Origin of the sequence: Bradyrhizobium forestalis, from assembly GCF_002795245.1 — a bacterium.
GTDB classification, from domain to species: Bacteria; Pseudomonadota; Alphaproteobacteria; order Rhizobiales; family Xanthobacteraceae; genus Bradyrhizobium; species Bradyrhizobium forestalis.
This window is the reverse complement of sequence record NZ_PGVG01000030.1, coordinates 1-16,818: the sequence shown is the minus strand read 5'-3', so window position 1 is coordinate 16,818 and position 16,818 is coordinate 1. Positions and strand designations below refer to the sequence as shown.

Below are 16,818 nucleotides of genomic sequence, written 5' to 3'. Positions count from 1 at the left end.
GATGACCGCTCCCGTTTCTCCCAAGCGAACTGCCCTGCTGAATGCCGCGCGCGAGCGCATTCTCGTGCTCGACGGCGCCATGGGCACGATGATCCAGAATCTCCAGCTCGACGAGAAAGCCTTCCGCGGCGAGCGCTTCAAGAACTTTCATCGCGACCTGCGCGGCAACAACGACCTGTTGATCCTGACCCAGCCGCAGGCGATCGAGGACATCCACGCCGCCTATTTGCGCGCCGGCGCCGACATCGTCGCAACCAACACCTTCTCCACGACCTCGATCGCGCAGGCCGATTACGACCTCACCGACATCGTCTATGAGATGGCGTGCGAGGGCGCCCGCCTCGCCGGCAATGCCGCCCGGCGCGTCGCGGCCGAGGACGGCAAGCCGCGCTTCGTTGCCGGTGCCATCGGTCCCACCAACCGCACCGCGTCGATCTCGCCCGACGTTTCCAATCCCGGCTACCGCGCCGTCACCTTCGACGATTTGCGCAAATCCTATGGCGAGCAGATCCGCGGCCTGATCGACGGCGGTGTCGATCTTCTGCTGGTCGAGACCATCTTCGACACGCTCAACGCCAAGGCGGCGCTCTATGCGATCGCCGAGATCACCGAAGAGCGCGGCATCGACATGCCGGTGATGGTGTCGGGCACCATCACCGACAAATCCGGCCGCCTGCTGTCGGGCCAGATGCCGGAAGCGTTCTGGAATTCGGTGCGGCACGCCAAGCCTGTTACCATCGGCTTCAACTGCGCGCTCGGCGCCGAAGATCTGCGCGCACACATCGCCGATATCGGCCGCGTCGCGGACACGCTGGTCTGCGCCTACCCCAATGCCGGCCTGCCCAACGAGTTCGGCCAGTATGACGAGACGCCCGAGTACATGGCGCGCCTGATCGGCGAGTTCGCCCGCGACGGCCTCGTCAACATCGTCGGCGGCTGCTGCGGCACCACGCCGGACCATATCGCGGCGATCGCTGCCGCGGTCGCCCCGCACAAGCCACGTATCGTGCCGGAGATCGAGCCGCACCTAAAACTCTCCGGTCTCGAGCCGTTCGTGCTGACGGACGCGATCCCCTTCGTCAATGTCGGCGAGCGCACCAACGTCACGGGTTCGGCCCGCTTCCGCAAGCTGATCACCGCCGGTGATTACACCGCCGCGCTGCAGGTCGCACGCGACCAGGTCGAGAACGGCGCGGTAGTTATCGACGTCAACATGGACGAGGGCCTGCTCGATTCCGAAGCGGCGATGGTGACCTTCCTCAACCTCGTCGCCGCCGAGCCCGACATCGCCCGCGTCCCCGTGATGGTCGATTCCTCGAAATTCTCGGTGATCGAGGCCGGCCTGAAATGCGTGCAGGGCAAGCCGGTCGTCAACTCGATCTCGATGAAGGAAGGCGAGGAGAAGTTCATTCACGAGGCCAAGATCGCTCGCCGCCACGGCGCGGCCGTGGTGGTGATGGCGTTCGACGAGGTCGGCCAGGCCGACACGTTCGCGCGCAAGACCGAGATCTGCAAGCGCGCCTACGACATCCTGGTGAACAAGGTCGGCTTCCCGCCGGAGGACATCATCTTCGATCCGAATATCTTCGCGATCGCGACCGGCATCGAGGAGCACAACAATTACGGCGTCGACTTCATCGAGGCGACGCGCTGGATCCGCCAGAACCTGCCCGGCGCGCACATCTCCGGCGGCGTCTCCAATTTGTCGTTTTCGTTCCGCGGCAATGAGCCGGTGCGCGAGGCCATGCACTCGGTGTTCCTGTATCACGCCATCAAGGCCGGCATGGATATGGGCATTGTCAATGCCGGGCAGATGATCGTCTATGACGACATCGATCCCGAGCTGCGGCAGACCTGCGAGGACGTCGTGCTCAACCGTGACGCGGGCGCGTCCGAACGGCTGCTGGCGCTCGCCGAGAAATTCCGCGGCAAGAAGACCGAAAGCAAGGAAGCTGATCTGGCCTGGCGCGAATGGCCGGTGGAGAAGCGGCTGTCGCATTCGCTGGTGCATGGCATCACCGAATTCATCGAGCAGGACACCGAGGAGGCTCGCAAGAATTCATCGCGTCCGCTCGACGTGATCGAGGGCCCGCTGATGGCGGGCATGAACGTGGTCGGCGACCTCTTCGGCGACGGAAAAATGTTCCTGCCGCAAGTGGTGAAGTCCGCGCGCGTGATGAAGCAGGCCGTTGCTTACCTCATGCCGTTCATGGAGGAGGAGAAGGCGCGCAACCTCGCCAGCGGCATCGGCACCGAGGGCTCCTCCTCCGCCGGCAAGATCGTGCTCGCGACGGTGAAGGGCGACGTCCACGATATCGGCAAGAACATCGTCGGCATCGTGCTCCAGTGCAACAATTTCGAGGTCATCGATCTCGGCGTGATGGTTCCCGCCGCCAAGATCGTCGAGACGGTGAAAGCGGAGAAGGCCGACATCGTCGGCCTCTCCGGCCTGATCACGCCCTCGCTCGACGAGATGGCATTCTTCGCCGGCGAATTGCAGCGCGAAGGCTTGAAGTTGCCGCTCTTGATCGGCGGCGCCACGACCAGCCGCGTACACACGGCTGTCAAGATCGACCCGAGCTATCGCGCCGGCCCCGTGGTCCACGTCAACGACGCCAGCCGCGCCGTCGGCGTCGCGTCCGCGCTGCTCTCGCCCGAGAAGCGCGAGGCCTATGCCGCCGAAGTGCGGGCCGAGTACGCAAAAATCTCGGAGGCGCATCTGCGCGCGCAGGCCGACAAGAAGCGGCTGAAGCTCGCTGATGCACGCGCCAACCGCGTACCGATCGACTTTGCTGCCAACCGGCCGGTGAAGCCGACCTTCCTCGGCACCCGCAGCTTTGACGCATACGACCTCGCCGAGCTCGTGCCTTATATCGACTGGACGCCGTTCTTCCAGACCTGGGAGCTCGCGGGGCGCTTCCCGGCCATTCTCGACGACGCCAAGGTCGGCGAGGTCGCGCGCTCGCTCTATGACGATGCGCGCAAGATGCTCGACACCATCGTCAAGGAGAAATGGTTCCGGGCCCGCGCGACGATCGGCTTCTGGCCGGCGAACGCGCAAGGCGACGACATCGTGCTCTATGCCGACGAAAGCCGGACCAAGAGCATCGCGACGCTGCACACGCTGCGCCAGCAGCTGGAAAAGCGCCAAGGCCGCTTCAACGCGGCACTGTCCGACTTCATCGCACCCGCCGGCGTCCCCGACTATGTCGGCGGCTTCGTCGTCACCGCCGGCATCGGCGAGGATGCGGTCGCTGACCGCTTCAGAAGCGCGAATGACGATTACTCCTCGATCCTGTGCAAGGCGCTGGCCGACCGCCTCGCCGAGGCCTTTGCCGAGCGCATGCATGCCCGCGTGCGCCGCGAGTTCTGGGCCTATGCACCTAGCGAGGCACTCACCAACGAGGAGCTGATCCTCGAAAAGTATCAGGGCATCCGCCCCGCGCCCGGCTATCCCGCGCAGCCCGACCACACCGAGAAGGCAACGTTGTTCGCGCTGCTCGATGCCGAAGCGACCGCCGGCGTGAAGCTGACCGAGAACTTTGCGATGTGGCCGGGCTCGTCCGTCTCAGGGCTCTATTTCGCGAACCCTGCGAGCTATTATTTCGGCGTCGGCAAGATCGAGCGCGACCAGGTCGAGGACTACGCGGCACGCAAGGGCATGACAGTGGCGGAAGCCGAGCGCTGGCTTGCGCCGGTGCTCAACTACATCCCGTCGCAACGGGACAAGGCCTTCGCGGCGACGCCCGCGAACGACGAGATGCCGAAAGACCTCGCCTCGCATCCGCCGGGCTGCACCTGCGCAGTGCACCTCGTCTGGCAGAAGAAGCGCGCGGGGGCGGGATAGGCGCGCCTGCAAAACAAAAAGTGAGAAAACAACCCCATGCACAGTAGCGATGGGGTTGAAAAGGCGGGACAATTTCGGTCTTGCCGAAACGAGTTGCGGCGTCGGGCAAAACAGGGGTATTGTTTCATCATCGGCTGCTGCGCCCAGTGACGTAACGCCGGCGGATGTGTCCATTCGCTCTTCCGACACGCACGATGCCCATCCTCCCCTGGAGGGGGAGGATCGGTTCGCATGCAGCGCAGCGGAATGCGGACCGAGGTGGGGTGAAGCCACGAACGAGACCCCGCTGAGAGCCTCCAGACCGCGAACAGAAGCAGCGAGATCGCGGATGGTCTGTCACCCCGCCCCGCTCGCGCTGCGCGCGATCGACCCTCCCCCTCCAGGGGAGGGTAAGAGATCTCACCCCTTCGGCGGCGCGAGCGGCTGCACGATTTCCTTGAACGGGGCGAGCCCCTCGCAGCGCTCGGCATGCCCTGACAAGGCCGGATAGCGTGACGCATCGAACAGCTGTGGGTGCGCCTCGCGGGTGAAGCGGACGACGCAGGCCACCGCGATGTCGGCATGGCCGATGCGCATCCCCAGCCAGTACGGCGTCGTCACCTTGGCCCGCTCGGCCTCGAGCACCTTGAGCACGTCGCCGATCTGAGCCTGGCAACGCTCGACCCACAGCGCGAGCTGCTCCTTCCGCAGCACGCGCTCGTAGAGCAGGCTCACCGCCTTGTCGCCGAGACCGGAAGCGAGCGCACAGATGCGCAAATGCCTGCGCCGCTCGGTGCCGTTGCGCGGCAGCATCGCCTTCCCCTCGCCGACGAGCTCGTCGAGATAGTCGAGGATGATCATGCTCTCGATCAGCGCCTCGCCGTCGTCGAGCACCAGCGTCGGCACGCGCCGCAGCGGATTGTACGGCGCAATCTTGTCGGCATCGCCGAAGGTCGACCACGGCCTGTGCTCGAAGGCGAGCCCGTAAAGCCGCAGCGCAATCGCGACACGGCGGACGAAGGGGGAATCATATTGGCCGATCAGGAACATGGTTTTCGCTCTTCTCAAGGGGTGGGAAATCGCAGGGCCGTCCAGTCTCCACGGAACGAGCGGCGCAGCGCAAGGAAGATCTTGGAAATGGAGCATTGCGCCGGCTGCAACGACGTCCGACAGCCTGACGCGCCGCGCGCTCAAAGACCGTCCTGGATCGAGCGCTTGATGGCGGCGATCGCGGTCTCGTTGCGCTTGTACATCGTCCACTGCTTGATGCGCTTGGCGCGCACCAGCTTGGCCGCCGTCAGCACCCGCATGTGCTCGCTCACCGTCGGCGCGCTGACGCCGAGCTTCTCGGCGATCAGCAATCCGCAGACGCCGTCCTCGACCAGGTCGCCGTCGGCCTGCTCGCGAAAATGCTTCCGCGGGTCCCGCAGCCACTCCAGGATCTGCAGGCGACGCTCGTTGGCGAGCGCACGCAGGGCGACGGCAAATTTCATTTAGCCATTTTGCTAATTTCCTAATTGATGTCAACGCTCCGATGCGCTATCAGGGACGGTATCATGACAGCGACAATGGACATCACGCGGGAGCGGATTGCGGCGACCGAGGCGGTCATCCGTCCGCATATCAGGCGCACGCCGCTGGTTCAGGCCGATCTCGTCGATTTCGGCCTGCCGGCCCTGCCGGTCACGTTCAAGCTCGAGATGCTGCAGCATTCCGGATCGTTCAAGGCGCGGGGCGCTTTCGCCAATCTCTTGCTGCGGCAGGTGCCGCAGGCCGGCGTCGTCGCCGCTTCCGGCGGCAATCACGGCGCGGCGGTGGCCTATGCGGCGCAGCGGCTCGGCATTCCCGCGACGATCTTCGTGCCTGACATCACCTCGCCGGCCAAGGCCGAGCGCATCAGGGGTTATGGCGCGAAGCTCGTGATTGCGGGCAGCCGCTACGCCGATGCGCTCGCCGCGAGCGAAGCCCATGTCGCGCAGACCGGCGCGCTTGCCGTCCATGCCTACGACCAGGCCGAAACCCTGCTCGGCCAGGGCAGCGTCGGACTGGAGCTGGAGCAGGATGCTCCCGGCATCGACACGCTGCTGGTGGCGGTCGGCGGCGGCGGGCTGATCGGCGGGATCGCAGCCTGGTTCTCAGGCCGAACCCGAATCGTAGCGGTCGAGCCGGAGCAATCGCCGACGCTGCACGCCGCGCTCGCGGCAGGCGCCCCGGTTGATGCACCGGCTGGCGGCCTTGCCGCGGACAGCCTCGCGCCAAAGCGCGTCGGTGAATTGATGTTTCCGATCGCACGGGCCCATGTCGAGCGGGTCGTCCTGGTCAGCGATGAGGCGATCCGTCAAGCGCAAGCCGCCTTGTGGTCAAGCCTGCGCTTGGTCGCCGAGCCCGGCGGCGCGGCCGCCTTTGCCGCGCTGCTCTCCGGCCGCTATCGTCCCTCGCCCGGCGAAAGGATTGCGGTTCTGGTCTGCGGCGCCAACACCACGGCGGTGACTTTCGACAGCTAGTTTGAGGGTGACATGATCGGGCCGCGCGCATTGATCCTGATGGCGATCCTGCTGCCGGTGACCGGCGCCGCACACGCTCAGGACCGCCCGATCGGCTTTCTGACCCCGTCGAAGAACATCGCCTGCCAGTTCTTCACTGACAACGGTCAGGGCCTGCTCCGCTGCGACATCATGAACATGGAGACTCGCCCGCGCCGCCCCGCCGATTGCGAGCTCGATTACGGCCACGCCTTCGAGATGAGCGCCAAGGGAACTGCGGGGCGCATCTGCGCCGGCGACACCGTGATGGACGCGTCACTGCCGGTGCTGGCCTATGGTGAAGTGTGGCAACGCGCGGGGTTCACGTGCCGGTCTGAGCAAGTGGGGCTGACGTGCTTCAATGCCGTGCAGCGGGGGTTTTCGCTGGCGCGGGGGAAGCAGGACGTGTTTTGAGGCAGCTAAGAACCACCCTTTGAGACCGAGATACGCCCTGCCACGACGTCTTCGGAGATGCCATGTGCAACTGCACTCAGCACAACTTCAGCCCAGTGCAAGTATTCTTTGTCGACGAATGGATGCCCATCGAGATATTTCAACTTCTTTGACGCTTTGAGCACTTCTGTATCCTTCCCACCTTGATGTGCCAGAAAATTCCGGACCTCTCTTATTTCTTCTAGATCTCTGAATCTAGACGTGGCGGTATTCCCCTTGTCTCGATAGGATCTTCGATAAAGATCTTCAGGCCAGACAAAGACTGACTTAAGAAGGTTGATAAGACCCGCCACACTGCGCCCACCTGACTCCGCTTTCGCAATCTCAGTGTTGATGAGTAACTCCCGAAGAGACGAGATGTCCTGTAGTCCGCCAGTCTGAACTACGAGATCTGCATAAGAAATTGAGAGTTTCCTCCAGTCCGGCAGAGCCGCGAGGGCAGCTGGGAAGCTTCGCAATAGTTCGCCAAAGCAATCCTTGACGAATATCTCGAAGCTCGACCAAAGATTTAGAAAACAACCGCGATAGAAGAGATCACTTACTTCCCGATATACTAAGTCTGGTTCCCCAAGATCACGACCCAAATGAACCAGCGTAGCATGCGCTTGATCTAATGAAGCTTCATCGTCGGCCTCGAATTCAATGCCAACAATTGCTTTGGGTTCACGAACCTCCACCGCCCAATTGCTCATTCCTACCGTTAGGTTTTGAGCTTCAACCGATCCCGACTTACTAGACGGCCAAATAACGACGGCCGACCCAGACTTCGGATGCTTCTCGACCCGACCCAACTCGCCTCTTTCGAGGCGCCGCTCAACATCACCAAGCGGCAAGCCCTCAAGTTCGGAATATTCCTTGAGAGTGACCCATCCATATTCACGCTTGATCTTCCGCACTCCAAAATCAGCTTTCGAAAATGTCTCGGCTCGCTCGAGCCTAGCGGGCTCGGATGCCTTGAATCGAAGATCGCTAAGAGTACACACAGTAAGCGCGTAGGCGATATCGGTAGCTCGAATATGCTTGGTTAGAGCTTCACGGTTTTCCTGATATCGCCTGAAGGGTACGAATTTTTCGGGATCGATGCGATCGGCCGGCTTTTTGGATTTCACTGATCCCTCCAAGCAAATTTACGCTTCCCCATCATGGACCAGTTGACGAATCAACGAATGACCGAGCTTCTTTCGATATAGCCTCGTGCTGTACATCACTCCCCCTCATCGCTCGCCAGCACGCCCTTCACCGCCCTCGCCCACCCGGCGAGCTTTCGCTCGCGCGTTGCTTCGCTCATGTTCGGCTTGAAGCGGTGCTCCAATCGCCAGTTGTCGGCGAACTTGGTCGGCTCGGGATAAACGCCGGCGTTGAGGCCGGCGAGATAGGCGGCGCCCAGCGCTGTGGTCTCCTGGATCACTGGACGGTCGACCGGTGCATCCAAGAGATCGGCGAGGCGCTGCATGGTCCAGTCCGACGCGGTCATGCCGCCGTCGACGCGGAGCACGACGCTGGCTGTTTCCGAGCTCGGCCAGTCCGCGCGCATCGCGGCCCAGAGGTCGAAGGTCTGGTAGCAGACGCTTTCCAGCGCGGCGTGGGCGAGCTCGGCGGGGCCGGTGTTGCGGGTGAGGCCGAACAGCGCGCCGCGCACGCGCGGATTCCAGTAGGGCGCGCCCATGCCGACGAAGGCGGGGACCAGATAGACGCTCTGCATCGAGTCGGATTGATCGGCGAGTGGGCCGGTCTCGGCGGCGTGCTTGATGATGCCGAGACCGTCGCGCAGCCATTGCACCGCCGAGCCGGCGACGAAGATCGAGCCTTCGAGCGCGTAGGTGCGTTTTCCCCCGAGTTGATAGGCGACGGTGGTGAGCAGCTTGTTCTTGGAAACCACGGGCGTCGTGCCGGTGTTGAGCAAGGCAAAGCAGCCGGTGCCGTAGGTGGACTTCATCATGCCCGGACGGAAGCAGGCCTGGCCGATGGTGGCGGCCTGCTGGTCGCCGGCGATGCCTGAGATAGCGATGGCACCGCCGAACAGGTCCGGCGTGCTCTCGCCGAAACGGGCGGAGGAGTCCTTCACCTCGGGCAGCATCGAGCGCGGCACGCCGATGATCTCCAAGAGCTCGTCGTCCCACTCCCCGGTGTGGATGTTGAACAGCAGCGTGCGCGAGGCGTTGGTGGCGTCGGTGGCGTGGACCTTGCCGCCGGTGAGGCGCCAGAGCAGATAGCAATCGACGGTGCCGAACATCAATTCGCCGCGCGCGGCACGCGCGCGGGCGCCGGGAACGTGGTCAAGGATCCAGGCGACTTTCGTTCCGGAGAAATAGGGATCGATGATCAGGCCGGTCTTCTGCGAGATCACGGGCTCGCGGCCGTCGGCCTTCAGCTTGGCGCAGATATCGGCGGTGCGGCGGTCCTGCCAGACGATGGCGCGGTGCACGGCCTGGCCGGTGGCACGGTCCCACACCACCGTGGTCTCGCGCTGGTTGGTGATGCCGATCGCGGCGATGTCCTTGGCGCTGATGCCGGCATGCTCGATCGCCTCGCGGCAGACCATCACGGTCGAGGTCCAGATGTCCTCCGGCTCGTGCTCGACCCAGCCCGAGGCTGGAAAGTGCTGCGGAAACTCGGCCTGCGCCTTCGCCGCGATGGAAATGTCGCCGCGAAACACGATCGCGCGCGAAGAAGTGGTGCCCTGGTCGATGGCGAGGACGAAAGACATGGCGGCTACCTTGGCGTTATCCCTGATGGGGTCGTTATGTCGCGCCAAAGGGAGCGGATTAGGGCGGCAAGGTCAAGATTGGTCTCGCTTACCCTCCCCTGGAGGGGGAGGGTCGGCTCACATGGAGCGCAGCGAAATGTGAGACGGGGTGGGGTGAAGGTCTCTCCACCTCGAATAGTGCCCGTGTGGAGAGATCACCCCACCCCGCTCGCGCTACGCGCGATCGACCCTCCCCCTCCAGGGGAGGGTAAGAAAGAGCACAGCCCAGCTCAGGTTGACGTTCTCCGCTTGCGCCAGTGCTCGAGCCGCAAGGCTTCCACCTCGCGCGAGCCATAGAGCTCCACATAGATGCGCTCCATCACCGCTGTCAGATCGCTCGTGATCTCCGAATTCCAGAAGCGGATGACGCGATAGCCTTCGTTCTCGAGCTAGCACTGTCGTTCGAGGTCCCGCGTGGCGGTGTCGTCTTCATTGTGATGCCCGCCATCGAGTTCGATGATGAGACGTTTAGCTGGACAGAAAAAGTCGACGACGTAACGACCGATTGGCGCCTGGCGGCGGAAGTGCGAGCCTTCGATCGGGAGCTCTTTGAGGGCGCGCCACAGAATTCGCTCGTGCGGCGTGGTATTCGCCCTCAGCTTCTTCGCGGCGGCGCGTCGGATCGATGTTGAGACCATTTGTGCGGCTTCACCCCACTCCGCTCGCGCTACGCGCGAGCGACCCACGGGCGAGCTACGCTCGTCCCGAACCCCTCCAGGGGAGGGTAAGCGAAGCGTCACCTCGATGCAATTGTAAGTGGTGAGCGGCTACACCGCCGCCGTCGTCACGCCGCCGTCGATGACGATGGTCTGGCCCGTCATGAAGCTCGAGGCATCGGAGGCGAGGTAGGCGACGGCGCCGGCGATCTCGTCGGGTTCGCCGATGCGGCGCAGCGGCGTGGTGGCGGTGCGGCGCTTCAGGTTGGCTTCGTCTTCCCAGAGGGCGCGGGCGAAGTCGGTCTTGACGAGGCCGGGCGCAATGCAATTGACGCGGACGCCTTTGGGGCCCCATTCGCCGGCGAGCGAGCGGCACAGCGCGAAATCGGCGGCCTTGGAAATGCCGTAGGCGCCGATCACGGTGGAGCCGCGCAGGCCCCCGATCGAGGAGATGATGATCACGGAGCCGCCTCCGCGCTCCGCCATTTGCGGGATCGCGAGCGCGGAGAGCCAGATGTTGCTCTTGACGTTGCTCCCCATGATCTTGTCGAAGGCTTCATCGGTGATGTCGAGCAGCGGGCCGTAATAGGGATTGACGGCGGCGTTGCAGACGAGGATGTCGATCTTGCCGTAGTGCTTGGTCGCACCCGCGATCAGCGCCTCGACCTCGTTCTTGCGGGCGATGTTGCAGGGGATCACGATGGCATCGCCGCCAGCCGCATTGATGCCGTCGGCGACGTCCTTGCAGGCGTCGGCTTTGCGCGATGAAACCACCACCTTCGCGCCGAGCTTTGCGAGCAGCTCGGCCGAAGAGCGGCCGATGCCGCGGCTGGAGCCGGTGACCACGGCGACCTTGCCGGTGAGATCGAACGGGGTGTTTTTCATTGTTGTTGGGTTTCCCTGCGTCCACTTGTTCGGTGTCATCGCCCGGCTTGACCGGTTGAATTCGCCCAGTATTCCAGAGGCGGCGCGGCTGGAACCGAGAGGCCGCGGCGTACTGGGTCCCCCGCCTTCGCGGGGGGACGACAGTCTTCGTGTGGTTAGATCAACTCAGATCAACCCGCCCGCGTCGGCGACACGGCGCTGGTGGTAGTCGGTGTCGCCGAAGCTGTTCTCGATCATGGTGAGGCGCTTGAAATAGTGGCCGATCTTCGCCTCCATGGTCATGCCGATGCCGCCGTGGAGCTGGATCGACTGCTGGCCGACGAACTTCAGCGACTTGCCGATCTGCACCTTGGCCGCGGCGATCGCATTGCTGCGCTCCTTGGCGTCCTCGAAGTCGCTTGCCATGGTCGCGAACATCGACATCGAGCGCGCCTGCTCGGCCGCGACGAACATGTCGGAGGCGCGGTGCTGCAGCGACTGGAACGAGCCGATCGCGACGCCGACCTGTTTTCGGGTCTTGATGTACTCGACCGTGGTCTTCAGCGATTCGTCCATCAGGCCCACCGCCTCGGCGCAAAGCGCAACGCGGGCTTCATCCACCACGCGCTCGATCAGCGCGAGCGAATCCTCGGGGTTGCCGAGCACGGCGTCCGGGCCGACCTCGACGCCGGTGAGAGTGATGTCGGCGGCGTGCAGGCCGTCCTGGGTCGGATAGGACTTCTTCGCGACGCCCTTGGCATTCGCGGGGACCAGGAAGACGCCGATGCCGCTTCGGTCGCGGCGATCGCCCTTGGTGCGGGCAGTGACGACGAGCGTGTCGGCATTCTCGCCGTTGAGCACGACGAACTTCTCGCCGTCGATGATCCAGCCGTCACCCTTCTTCTTCGCGGTCGTGGTGACGTCGAACAGATCGTAGCGCGAGCTCTTCTCGAGCTGGGCGAAGGCAAGCGTCTTGCTGCCATCGATGATCCCGGGCACGTGCGCAGCCTTCTGCGCATCGGTGCCGGCATGGCGCAGGAAGCCGCCGCCGATCACGATCGTTGCCAGATAGGGCTCCAGCACCAGCGCCTTGCCGAGCGCCTCCATCACGATCATGGTCTCGACGCCGCCGCCGCCGAAGCCGCCGTCGGCCTCGCTGAAGGGCAGGCCGAGCAGGCCCTGCTCGGCGAGCTTGAGCCAGACCGTTTTGCTCCAACCGCCCTTCTCCTTCATGTACTTCTTGCGGCTCTCGAAATCGTAGGAATCGGTCAGCAGGCCATCGATGCTTTCCTTGAGAAGCCGCTGCTCCTCGTTCAGGTCAAAATCCATTTCTTTGGTTCCTCGTACCCGGACTTATTTGGCTTCGTCATTCCGGGATGGCCCGAAGGGCCAGGCCCGGAATCCATTTCGCCTCAGCGTATGCGGCCCGATGGATTCCGGGCTCGCGACTTCGTCGCGCCCCGGAATGACGGTGGAAATATTGCCCTCCCCGCCTCCGCGAAGAGGATCACGTCAAAGCCCCAGCACCGCCTTGGCGATGATGTTGCGCTGGATCTCGTTGGAGCCGCCGTAGATCGAGACCTTGCGGTTGTTGAAGTAGCTCGGCGCGATCTGCGCGGTCCAGTCCATGGCTTCGTTCGAGCCGTCGTCGCCGTGCACGTCGTAAGGCGCGGCGAACGGACCGATCACTTCCATCAAGAGCTCGGTGGTGGTCTGCTGGATCTCGGAGCCCTTGATCTTCAGCACCGAGGACGCCGGATTGGGCTTGCCCTTGCCGTGCTTGCCCTCATCGGCAACGACGCGCAGCTGGGTCAGCTCGAGCGCCTTCAGCTCGATCTCGCAGGCCGCCAGCTTCTCGCGGAACGCGGCATCCTGGATGATCGGCTTGCCTGCGGATTCGACCTTGGAGGCGAGATCCCTGATGCGGCGGAGCCGCTCCTTGGAGACGCCGACGCGGGCGATGCCGGTGCGCTCATTGCCGAGCAGGAACTTTGCGTAATCCCAGCCCTTGTTCTCCTCACCGATCAGGTTCTCGTAGGGAACCTCGACGTCGTCGAAGAAGACCTCGTTGACCTCATGGCCGCCGTCGATGGTCTGGATCGGGCGCACGGTCACGCCCTTCGACTTCATCGAGAACACGATGAAGGAGATGCCCATCTGCTTCTTGGCGTTGTTGTCGGTGCGGCAGAGGCAGAAGATCATGTCGGCGTGCTGGGCGAGCGTCGTCCAGGTCTTCTGGCCGTTGATGATCCACTTGTCGCCCTTGCGCTCGGCCTTCGTCTTCAGCGAAGCAAGGTCGGAGCCGGAGCCGGGCTCCGAAAAACCCTGGCACCACCAATCGTCGACATTGGCGATGCGCGGCAGGTACTTCTTCTTCTGCTCCTCATTGCCGAAGGTGTAGATGACCGGGCCGACCATGCTGACGCCGAAGGCGAGCGGCTGCGGCGCCGGATAGGACTGCAGCTCCTCGTTGAAGATGTAGTGCTGCACGCTGGTCCAGCCGGTGCCGCCATATTGCGTCGGCCAGTGGCTGACGCCCCAGCCCTTCCTGTTGAGGATGCGCCACCACGTCACCATCTCGTCCTTGGTGAGGTGGCGGCCCTCGACCAGCTTGCGCCGCGTGTCCGGCGGCACGTTGTCGCGGAAGAACGACCGCACTTCCTCGCGAAACGCCTGCTCTTCTTTCGTGAATGCGAGATCCATCGGATCCTCCTGTGAGCTTCCCTTCGTCGTCCCGGCGTTCGCCGGGACGACAGCAATTACTACTGCAACACCTCGAACAAGCCGGCCGCGCCCATGCCGCCGCCGACGCACATGGTGACGACCGCATACTTGGCCTTGCGGCGGCGGCCTTCGATCAAAGCGTGGCCGGTGAGGCGCGCGCCGGACATGCCGTAGGGATGGCCGACCGCGATCGCGCCGCCGTCGACGTTGATCTTGTCGGGGTCGATGCCGAGCTTGTCGCGGCAATACAGCACCTGCACCGCGAAGGCTTCGTTCAGCTCCCAGAGGCCGATGTCATCGACGGTGAGGCCGTGGCGCTTGAGCAGGCGCGGCACCGCGAAGACCGGACCGATGCCCATCTCGTCCGGCTCGCAGCCGGCGGAGACGAAGCCGCGGAAGATGCCGAGCGGCGCAAGGCCGCGCTTGGCGGCTTCCTTGTCGCTCATGATCACGGTGGCACTGGCGCCGTCGGAGAGCTGGCTGGCATTGCCGGCGGTGACGGTGAACCCCTCGCCGCGCACCGGCTTGAGGCCGGCGAGGCCTTCGGCGGTGGTCTCGGGACGCGGGCCCTCGTCCTGCGACAGCGTGACCTCCTTCATCGAGACGGCACCGGTCGCCTTGTCGGTCACCGCCATCTGCGTCGTGATCGGCGCAATCTCCTCCTTGAACTTGCCGGCCTGCTGGGCCGCAGCCGTGCGGCGCTGGCTCTCGAGAGAATACTCATCCTGCTTCTCGCGCGAGATGCCGTAGCGCTTGGCGACGACTTCGGCGGTGTCGATCATGGGCATGTAGACCTCGCCCTTGATCTTGAGCAGCGCCGGATCCTGCGCATGGAAGCCGTTCATCTTGTCGTTCTGCACCAGCGAGATCGACTCGCCGCCGCCGCCGACCGCGATCTCGACGCCGTCGAAGATCACCGAGCGCGCGGCGAGCGCGATCGCCTGCAGGCCCGAGGCGCACTGCCGGTCGATGGTGGTGCCGGCGACGGTGACGGGCAGGCCGGCGCGGAGCAGCGCCTTGCGCGCGATGTTGCCGCCGGTCGCGCCCTGCTGCAGGGCCGCGCCCATCACGACATCCTCGATCTCCTTCGGATCGACTTTTGCGCGCGCGACAGCCTCGCCGATGGCATGGCCGAGCAGCGTTGCGCCCTCGGTGGCATTGAGCGCGCCGCGATAGGCCTTGCCGATCGGGGTGCGGGCGGTGGAAACGATGACGGCGTCGGTCACGAGCGACCTCCTGATGCGGTTTTGGTGGATTGTGATGGTTTCTGCTGCTGGCGCAATTCGTGGCGCGACAATTTTCCGACCGGCGTGCGCGGCAGGTCGGCGACGAACTCGACCGCGGCCGGCAATTCATGCTTGCCGAGCTTGCCGGCAAGCTGCGCGCGCAGCTCGTCGAGCGTGAACGGCTTTGCGCCGGGCTTGAGCTTGATGAAGGCCTTTGCGGCTTCGCCCCGGTACTGGTCGGGGATGCCGAGCACGATCACCTCGTGCACGCCTTGAATGGTGTAGATCCCCTGCTCGATCATCTGCGGATAGACGTTGAAGCCTCCGGAAATGATCATGTCCTTCTTGCGGTCGACCAGGAAGAAATAGCCGTCGGTGTCGACATAGCCGATGTCGCCGGTGAGGAAGCGGCCGTCGACGAAGGCCTCGGTCGATCCCTCGGGCTTGTTCCAGTATCCCCTGGTGACGTTCGGACCCTTGATGCGGATCTCGCCGACCTCGCCCGGCGGCAGCACGCGCTTGGGATCGTCGAGCGCGACGACGTCGAGCTCGATGCCGGGCAGCATCAGGCCGATCGAGCCGGGCTTGTCGGGGCCGGTGGGCGGATGGCCGGTGCCGGGTGAGCAGGTTTCGGTCATGCCCCAACCGCTGCGCAGCTTCTTGCCGACCTTGCGCTCGAAGAAGCTCGCGATCTCGACCGGCAGCGGCGCGCCGCCGGAGCCGATCGTCGCCAGCGAGGAGAAGTCGCGCTTGTCGAGGTCAGGCAGCGCTGCGATCGCGATCCACATCGTCGGCACGCCCGGGAAGTAAGTCGCGCGCTTGACCTCGATGTCGCGCATCACGGCTTCGACGTCGAAGCGCTGGTGCAGCGAGATCAGATTGCCGCGGCGGAGCGAGGACAAGAGCACGACGGTGAGCGCGTAGATGTGGAACAACGGCAGCACGCAGATCACGCGCTCGATGACATCGCCGCGCGCGGCGCGCGCCGGCTTGCCCCAGACGTCGTAGATCGACACCGCCGAGGTGAGATTGCCGTGGGTCAGCATGGCTCCCTTGGGCAGGCCGGTGGTGCCGCCGGTATATTGCAGCAGCGCGACGTCATCGGCAGTCACGGACGGCCACTGTGCCGGCGTGGTGGCGCCTTCGACGAAGCCCTTGAAGGTGACGATGCGGGGATCATCGGGGATGGCCGCCTGCGGGGTGCCGACCTTGCCCCAATTGTCGTCCTCGCAGACGACGAGCTTGTCGATCAGGCCCTTCTCCAAAAATTTCAGCGCGGTCGGCAGCAGCGCCGCAAGGTTGGAGGTGACCAGCAGGCGCGAGCCGGAATCGGAGACCTTGTGCGTCAGCGCGATCTCGCCGTCGAGCGGCGACAGATGCGCGACGCGGGCGCCGGCCCTCAGCGCGCCGAAGAAATTGACAGGGTGATCCGGCGTGTTGCCGAGGAACAGCGCGACGGAAGAGTTCCTGCCACAGCCGGCGCGCAGGAACGCCGCGGCGGCGCGCTCGGCCATGGCGGCGAGCTCGGTGTAGGTGATCGGCCGTTCGCGGAATTCCAGCGCGGTGCGCGGGCCATAGTCGGCGGCGGCTTTCGACAAGAGGTCAGGCAGCGTGCCCTGGACGATGGCGTCGTCCCAATGCACGCCCTCGGGATAAAACTGTTCGCCGGGATGGGTCATAGGCGATCGATACTCTGCAAACGTAAGGCGGGCACGGACGGACGGGCTCCCTTCCCCCTTGCGGGGAAGGGTTGGGGAAGGGGGCGCCACGAACTCCGACCTCCCCCGGGGCTACCCCCCTC

General features: G+C 64.4%; 12 protein-coding genes and 1 pseudogene. 3 read left to right on the top strand and 10 right to left on the bottom strand.

The window, feature by feature from the left end; translation table 11 throughout:
* Window position 1: 1 nt before the first annotated feature.
* Window positions 2-3,847, top strand: a complete 3,846-nt coding sequence (metH, locus tag CVM73_RS28185) for a methionine synthase (RefSeq protein ID WP_100235061.1) — start codon at window positions 2-4, stop codon at window positions 3,845-3,847.
* Between the two features lie 399 nt (window positions 3,848-4,246).
* Here the strand turns inward: metH and CVM73_RS28180 are convergent, their stop codons facing one another.
* Together CVM73_RS28180 and CVM73_RS28175 are read right to left on the bottom strand one after the other, a co-directional pair.
* Complete coding sequence (locus tag CVM73_RS28180; RefSeq protein ID WP_100235060.1) at window positions 4,247-4,876, bottom strand: glutathione S-transferase family protein; 630 nt, start codon at window positions 4,874-4,876, stop codon at window positions 4,247-4,249.
* 140 nt (window positions 4,877-5,016) lie between these two features.
* A complete protein-coding gene (locus CVM73_RS28175; protein ID WP_018318809.1) occupies window positions 5,017-5,319 on the bottom strand; it encodes an ArsR/SmtB family transcription factor in 303 nt (100 codons plus the stop codon).
* A 27-nt stretch (window positions 5,320-5,346) separates the two neighbouring features.
* On the opposite strand from CVM73_RS28175, the gene CVM73_RS28170 reads away from it, so the two are divergent.
* Entirely contained in the window at window positions 5,347-6,330 is a 984-nt protein-coding gene (locus CVM73_RS28170) for a threonine/serine dehydratase (protein WP_100235059.1), read from the top strand.
* 12 nt (window positions 6,331-6,342) lie between these two features.
* Window positions 6,343-6,762 carry a DUF6636 domain-containing protein gene (locus tag CVM73_RS28165; protein WP_100235058.1) on the top strand — a complete coding sequence of 140 codons (420 nt, stop codon included), beginning with the start codon at window positions 6,343-6,345 and terminating at the stop codon, window positions 6,760-6,762.
* Window positions 6,763-6,767: 5 nt separating this feature from the next.
* On the opposite strand, the gene CVM73_RS39375 is transcribed toward CVM73_RS28165, so the two are convergent.
* The 8 genes and pseudogenes from CVM73_RS39375 to pimA all read right to left on the bottom strand — a co-directional run bounded on the left by CVM73_RS39375 (window position 6,768) and on the right by pimA (window position 16,696).
* Entirely contained in the window at window positions 6,768-7,910 is a 1,143-nt protein-coding gene (locus tag CVM73_RS39375) for a hypothetical protein (protein ID WP_146006670.1), read from the bottom strand.
* 95 nt (window positions 7,911-8,005) lie between these two features.
* A complete protein-coding gene (gene glpK, locus CVM73_RS28155) occupies window positions 8,006-9,508 on the bottom strand; it encodes a glycerol kinase GlpK (RefSeq protein ID WP_100235056.1) in 1,503 nt (500 codons plus the stop codon).
* A gap of 269 nt (window positions 9,509-9,777) precedes the next feature.
* A pseudogene (locus CVM73_RS28145) lies at window positions 9,778-10,185 on the bottom strand (endonuclease domain-containing protein).
* A 129-nt stretch (window positions 10,186-10,314) separates the two neighbouring features.
* Entirely contained in the window at window positions 10,315-11,088 is a 774-nt protein-coding gene (locus CVM73_RS28140) for an SDR family NAD(P)-dependent oxidoreductase (protein ID WP_100235054.1), read from the bottom strand.
* 165 nt (window positions 11,089-11,253) lie between these two features.
* Window positions 11,254-12,396, bottom strand: coding sequence for a pimeloyl-CoA dehydrogenase small subunit (gene pimD, locus CVM73_RS28135; protein ID WP_100235053.1), 1,143 nt, complete (start codon window positions 12,394-12,396; stop codon window positions 11,254-11,256).
* A 183-nt stretch (window positions 12,397-12,579) separates the two neighbouring features.
* Window positions 12,580-13,770, bottom strand: coding sequence for a pimeloyl-CoA dehydrogenase large subunit (pimC, locus tag CVM73_RS28130; RefSeq protein ID WP_100235052.1), 1,191 nt, complete (start codon window positions 13,768-13,770; stop codon window positions 12,580-12,582).
* Between the two features lie 59 nt (window positions 13,771-13,829).
* Window positions 13,830-15,017, bottom strand: a complete 1,188-nt coding sequence (locus tag CVM73_RS28125) for an acetyl-CoA C-acyltransferase (RefSeq protein ID WP_100235051.1) — start codon at window positions 15,015-15,017, stop codon at window positions 13,830-13,832.
* Complete coding sequence (gene pimA, locus CVM73_RS28120) at window positions 15,014-16,696, bottom strand: dicarboxylate--CoA ligase PimA (protein WP_100235050.1); 1,683 nt, start codon at window positions 16,694-16,696, stop codon at window positions 15,014-15,016. The genes CVM73_RS28125 and pimA overlap by 4 nt, the downstream gene beginning before the upstream one ends.
* Between the last annotated feature and the right edge of the window lie 122 nt (window positions 16,697-16,818).